Below are 5,301 nucleotides of genomic sequence, written 5' to 3' on the forward strand. Positions count from 1 at the left end.
ATTGGTAATAATAACGATTTTTAACACGCGCAACTGTGGGTTGGGTTGGCCCTAACAATTGTTCTGAAGAAGTTAAGACAGGCTTAATCTGCTTAGCTATATTATAAGCCATCTTAAACGCTTGTGCCTGAGAACGATGAGAAATTGTTACCTTAATTAAATAAAAATATGGTGGATAACCGGCCTGATGGCGAAAACGCATTTCCTGCTGATAAAAATGTTCATAATCTTGACGGGCAGCCAATTGGATAGCATAGTGCTGTGGATTATATGTTTGAATATAAACTCGTCCTTCCTTTTGCGCTCGGCCGGCACGACCGCTAACCTGCGTTAATAGCTGAAAAGTGCGTTCGCTTGCTCGAAAGTCATTCGTAATCAAACCAGTATCTGCATTAATAACTCCCACCAAAGTAACGTTGGGAAAATCTAACCCTTTAGCAATCATTTGGGTTCCTAATAAGATATCCCCCGCTGTTTCAAACTGCTTTAATAGTTGACTATGAGCATTTTTACGACTCGTTGTATCATTATCCATGCGAATAATACGGGCTGTGGGCAAAATTGCTTGAAGCTGTTGTTCAACCTTTTGCGTCCCTGTACCACTGAAACGTAATTTAGCACTGCTACAGTGGGGACAAATCTTCATAATCGGTTCTTTATAGCCACAATAATGACACATTAAATAATGTTCTTGCAAATGGACTGTTAAAGAAATATCGCAATGCGGGCACTGAGGGACATAGCCGCATTCACGACACATTAAATAAGAAGCAAACCCCCGCCGATTAAGCAATAAAATTGCTTGTTCTTGTTGTTTTAGACATTGCTGTAGTGCGGAAACTAATGGCTTTGATAAATCAGGTTGAGCAGTTAAATTATCTTGGTTGCGCAAATCAACAATATCTACTTGTGGCAAAGGATGCTGATTGACCCGCTGGGATAATTTTACTAACTGATACACTTTCTTTTGACCGCGGGCACGAGATTCTAAACTGGGAGTAGCACTGCCTAAGATTACAGGGCAATGATGATACTGCCCCCGCCATAAGGCAACATCGCGTGCATGATAGCGAGGGTTATCTTCTTGCTTATAGCTAGCTTCATGTTCCTCATCAATAATAATAATACCGAGATTTTTTAAAGGGGCAAACACCGCTGAACGTGCTCCTACTACTACTGTGGCTTGACCAGTTTCTATACGGCGCCACTCGTCATATCTTTCTCCAGCCGATAAACCGCTATGCAATACGGCCACTAATTTACCAAATCGTCCTTGCACCTGTGCCACCATTTGAGGAGTAAGAGCAATTTCCGGTACAAGCATTAAAGCTGTTTTATTTTTCTGCAAAAAATATTTAATAGACTGCAAATACACTTCAGTTTTACCGCTGCCAGTTACACCTTCTAAAAGTACTACTTGATCTTTTGCTTGAGTAATTTTTTGATAGGCTGCTTGCTGAAGTAAAGTTAATTTTAAATCTGTAGTTGCTTCTACTGGCTGTGATGCAGGTTGGCGCCAGACGACTTGCTTGTTTTTAGCTAACCAACCCTTTTTAACTATCGCGTTGATAGTTGCCGCGGTAAAATGATATTTATTTAATAGTTCTTTTAAACTAATAGATTTTAATTTCGGATTATCAATAAATAATTGAAGTAATTGGCGTTGCTTTTTAGCTTGGGGTTTTATTTGAGACAAAAGTGTTGAATAGTCATAACTTTGACGTTGAATAAACCACTGCTCTAATTGCTTAGCTTGGTTCTTAACCAAATACTTAATTTCTACTAATCCATTTTTTTGCCATAATGACAATTGTTTTTGCATTTGTGTACTTAATTGATTATCTAGGATTTTCATTATTTGTCCTTGAAATAAATCTTGTTTTTGAAGATTTTTATCCAAAGCAATAACTGCTTTTTGGTATTTGGCTCGCATAACACTAGGCAGCATAGTCTGCATACATGAAATCCAAAAACTAAAGGTTTGTTGCGCCAACCAGTAAGATAATTGTAATAATTCTGCATTTAAAACCGGACGTAAATCAATAAGATGATCAATGGGTTTTAATTTTCCGGAAAATTTTGATGTTGCACTAATCCCAACTACGAAACCTTGAACTAATCGCTGGCTGCGCCCAAAGGGAACGGCAACTCGCATTCCTGGTTGAATCACTGGGGTCAAATCTGAAGGTATCAAATAATCAAAACTATGATTAGTTTGTTGTGTAGGGACATCGACCACAATTTGTGCGTACAAATTATCCTCCTCAATTCATAAAAAAACTCCATCAGTTAACTACACTTGATGGAGAAGTTCTTAATCCTTTTTATGTTCTAAATCTTCTTGATGCTCTAATTTAGCTTCTTCAATCCGCTCAATCTTTTCTGCTTTCCGCTCTGTCATAATTGAGTTAGGATCGATTTTAATTTTTCCAGAAGCAATTTCTTCAAGTGCCTGCCCTACGGAACGAGGAGACTTATATTCAGGTAACATCTTTTCATCACCATCATCAATCTCATGAGCACGCATGGCTGACAAAATGGATAAAGAATAACGTGAATTAACTTGCTCTAATAACTTATCAATCGAAGGATACGAAATCATAATCACAAATCTCCAATCATTTTTCGATAACTATCAATTACTCGTGGCACACGCAGGTGTTCACTCGTGACTATTTGTTCTATCCGTTTTACTGCCCGGGGAACTTCATCATTGACCACTGCATAATCATAGTTTGACATCATTTTTATTTCTTGTCGAGCTTTTTCCATCCGTTTATTAATCGTAGTCAAATCTTCCGAACCACGATGGGTAATGCGGCTGCGTAAGCTCGATAAATCTGGCGGAGTTAAAAATATAAAAACACCATCGGGCATTTTTTCACGAACTTGCATTGCACCATTAACTTCGATTTCTAATAAGACATCCTTACCAGAATCCAAGGTATCTTGCACATACTGCAATGGCGTTCCATAATAATTATCTACATAACGAGCATATTCAAGCATCTGTCCTTGCTGAATTTTTTTTTCAAATTCTGCTTTACTACAAAAGAAATAATCTACCCCATTCTTTTCACCCGGGCGCATTTTCCGCGTAGTCATAGAAACCGAATACTTAAATTGATTAACAGAATCTTTGAGCATTGCCCCTCTAACAGTCCCCTTGCCTACACCGGACGGACCCGACAAAACAATTAGCATTCCTTTTGCCAACAACATCACTAACCTTTTATAAAATATTAACTTCTATATTGCACTAATTAGCCAATTTTTTCAAGTTTTGCCGGCCACATTTTCTAATTATGAACATCTCATACTAGGATTTATGGGCTAACTGTAACAATTCTTGTGCATGCTGGCGGGTAATAGATGTTACCCGTGTTCCCTCAAGCATTTGAGCAATCACTTCAATTCTTTGAGTGGTAGTTAAGGTTTCAATTAATGTAGAAGTTTGTTGGTGCGCGATGTGTTTCTTAACAAGATATTGCTGATCGCTTACTGCAGCAACCTGTGGTAAATGGGTAATGCATAATACCTGTACATGCTGGGCAATTTGAGCCATTTTTTCCCCAATTGCCTGGGCTACACGCCCACTAACACCTGTATCAATCTCATCAAAAACTAAAGTTCCGATAGGCTGGTATTGAGCAAAAACAGTTTTTAAAGCGAGCATAATCCGAGCCAATTCCCCACCCGACGCAATCTTAGCTAAAGGTTTAGGTGTTTCACCAGGATTAGTCTGCAAATAAAATTCTACCACTTCATTACCTTGCAGAGAATAATCTTGCTTAGTAAAACGTACTTCAAAGCTTGTTTTATCCATATACATTGATTTTAGCTGTTGAGATATTTCCCTAGTCAATTCTTGGGCAGCTTGGTGACGCACCTGGTTAAGTTGGACAGCTTTTTGTTCTAAAAGCTCAGTTTGTTGTTTTAATTGAGCTTGTAATTGTTGAGGGTCTTGTTGTTCTTGCTGTAAATTTTGCAGTTGCGTTTGTGCTTTTTCACCAAAAGCTATAACTTCTGCCACATTTCGACCATATTTTTTTTCTAAATCACGCAATAGCTGTAAGCGCTGTTCAATTGCGTTGAGACGGTTGGGATCATAATCCTGCAAATCTAGTTGTTGGACTAAACGATCTTGGCTATCTTGTAACTCATAATAAGCACTTTCAAGTTCTTGAGTAATTTGCTTGTATTCATCTTGATATTCGCCAATGGCTTGCATTGCTTTGACTATCGGTCCCATTTGGTCGATAATTCCGGTGGTGTTTTGCGCCAACACCTCGTACGTAGTTTGTAAATTTTCGTGTATTTTTTCAAAATTAGCTAATTGCCTTTGTTCAGCCAATAATTGCTCTTCTTCCTCGGGAAGCAAATTAGCACTTTTAATTTCTCTTACTTGAAATTGCAGCATATCCAACTGCTGAGCACGCTGCTGTTGATTATTTTGTAAATTTGTGAGGCGTTTTTGTAATTGGTGGTATAAACGATATTCTTGCTGATAAGCACTTAAAGGCTTCTTAATTCGTGTAGAAGTAAATTGATCAAGTAAATGAACATGATTATTAGAATCTAATAAACTTTGGCTTTGATTTTGACCGCTAATATCTACTAAATATTGTCCTAACTGTTTTAAAGCCGCAACTGGTACTAATTGCGTATTAATCCGACAGACATTGCGGCCATTTTCTTGGAGTTCACGCTGAATAATCAGACTTTGATCACTAAAGTCAATACCATGATTCTGACAAAAATCTTGGATAAAATCACGATTAAAGTCCTCTAACGAAAACAAACCTTGCACTCGAGCTTTTTTGCATCCAGATCGTACATATTCACTGAAACCACGGTTACCCAATAACAAACCTAAGGCATCTAAAATAATGGATTTTCCCGCTCCCGTTTCCCCAGTTAAGGCAGTTAATCCCTTAGTAAATTTAACATCAATTTTTTTAATAATCGCAAAATCTTGAATAACTAACTCTTGTAGCATTTAATCTACCTCATTACTTTTGCGTTAGATGTGCATAAGCATTTGCTAAAACAGTTGGAATACTTACGGCAGATGATAATTGCCCCAGCTGGTCACTTAAACGTATGTGAAGCAAAAATTCAATATTCCCTTCTCCGCCAGTTATTGGCGAAAAATCTAATCCCAGCACATCATAATTATGTTTTAAAGCAAATTCAATAATTTCTTCTAAAACAGTCTCATGAACATGATGATCGCGCACAACGCCATGCTTGCCCACATTTTGGGGACCAGCTTCAAATTGGGGTTTAATTAAGCACACC

At 37.9% G+C, this 5,301-nt stretch carries 5 protein-coding genes; all 5 read right to left on the reverse strand.

All coding sequences use genetic code 11. The features are described 5' to 3' along the window. On the reverse strand, positions 1-2,254 hold a 2,254-nt coding region (gene priA / locus EQ827_RS07695; protein WP_181190417.1), incomplete at its 3' end, for a primosomal protein N'. Positions 2,255-2,314: 60 nt separating this feature from the next. Beyond that, on the reverse strand, positions 2,315-2,602 hold the full coding sequence (rpoZ, locus tag EQ827_RS07700; protein WP_181190418.1) for a DNA-directed RNA polymerase subunit omega: 288 nt from the start codon (positions 2,600-2,602) through the stop codon (positions 2,315-2,317). 2 nt (positions 2,603-2,604) lie between these two features. Beyond that, entirely contained in the window at positions 2,605-3,219 is a 615-nt protein-coding gene (gmk, locus tag EQ827_RS07705; protein ID WP_181190420.1) for a guanylate kinase, read from the reverse strand. A 100-nt stretch (positions 3,220-3,319) separates the two neighbouring features. Then, on the reverse strand, positions 3,320-4,999 hold the full coding sequence (gene recN / locus EQ827_RS07710; protein ID WP_181190419.1) for a DNA repair protein RecN: 1,680 nt from the start codon (positions 4,997-4,999) through the stop codon (positions 3,320-3,322). A 13-nt stretch (positions 5,000-5,012) separates the two neighbouring features. Further along, on the reverse strand, positions 5,013-5,301 hold a 289-nt coding region (locus EQ827_RS07715; RefSeq protein ID WP_373563518.1), incomplete at its 5' end, for an SAM-dependent methyltransferase.

Source organism: Bombilactobacillus bombi (assembly GCF_013607485.1).
GTDB classification, from domain to species: Bacteria; Bacillota; Bacilli; order Lactobacillales; family Lactobacillaceae; genus Bombilactobacillus; species Bombilactobacillus bombi_A.

What these genes read in the sequence shown, in the direction of transcription:
- rpoZ (WP_181190418.1), bottom strand. Translation starts at nt 2,602, where the DNA reads ATGATTTCGTATCCTTCGATTGATAAGTTATTAGAGCAAGTTAATTCA.
- recN (WP_181190419.1), bottom strand. Translation starts at nt 4,999, where the DNA reads ATGCTACAAGAGTTAGTTATTCAAGATTTTGCGATTATTAAAAAAATT.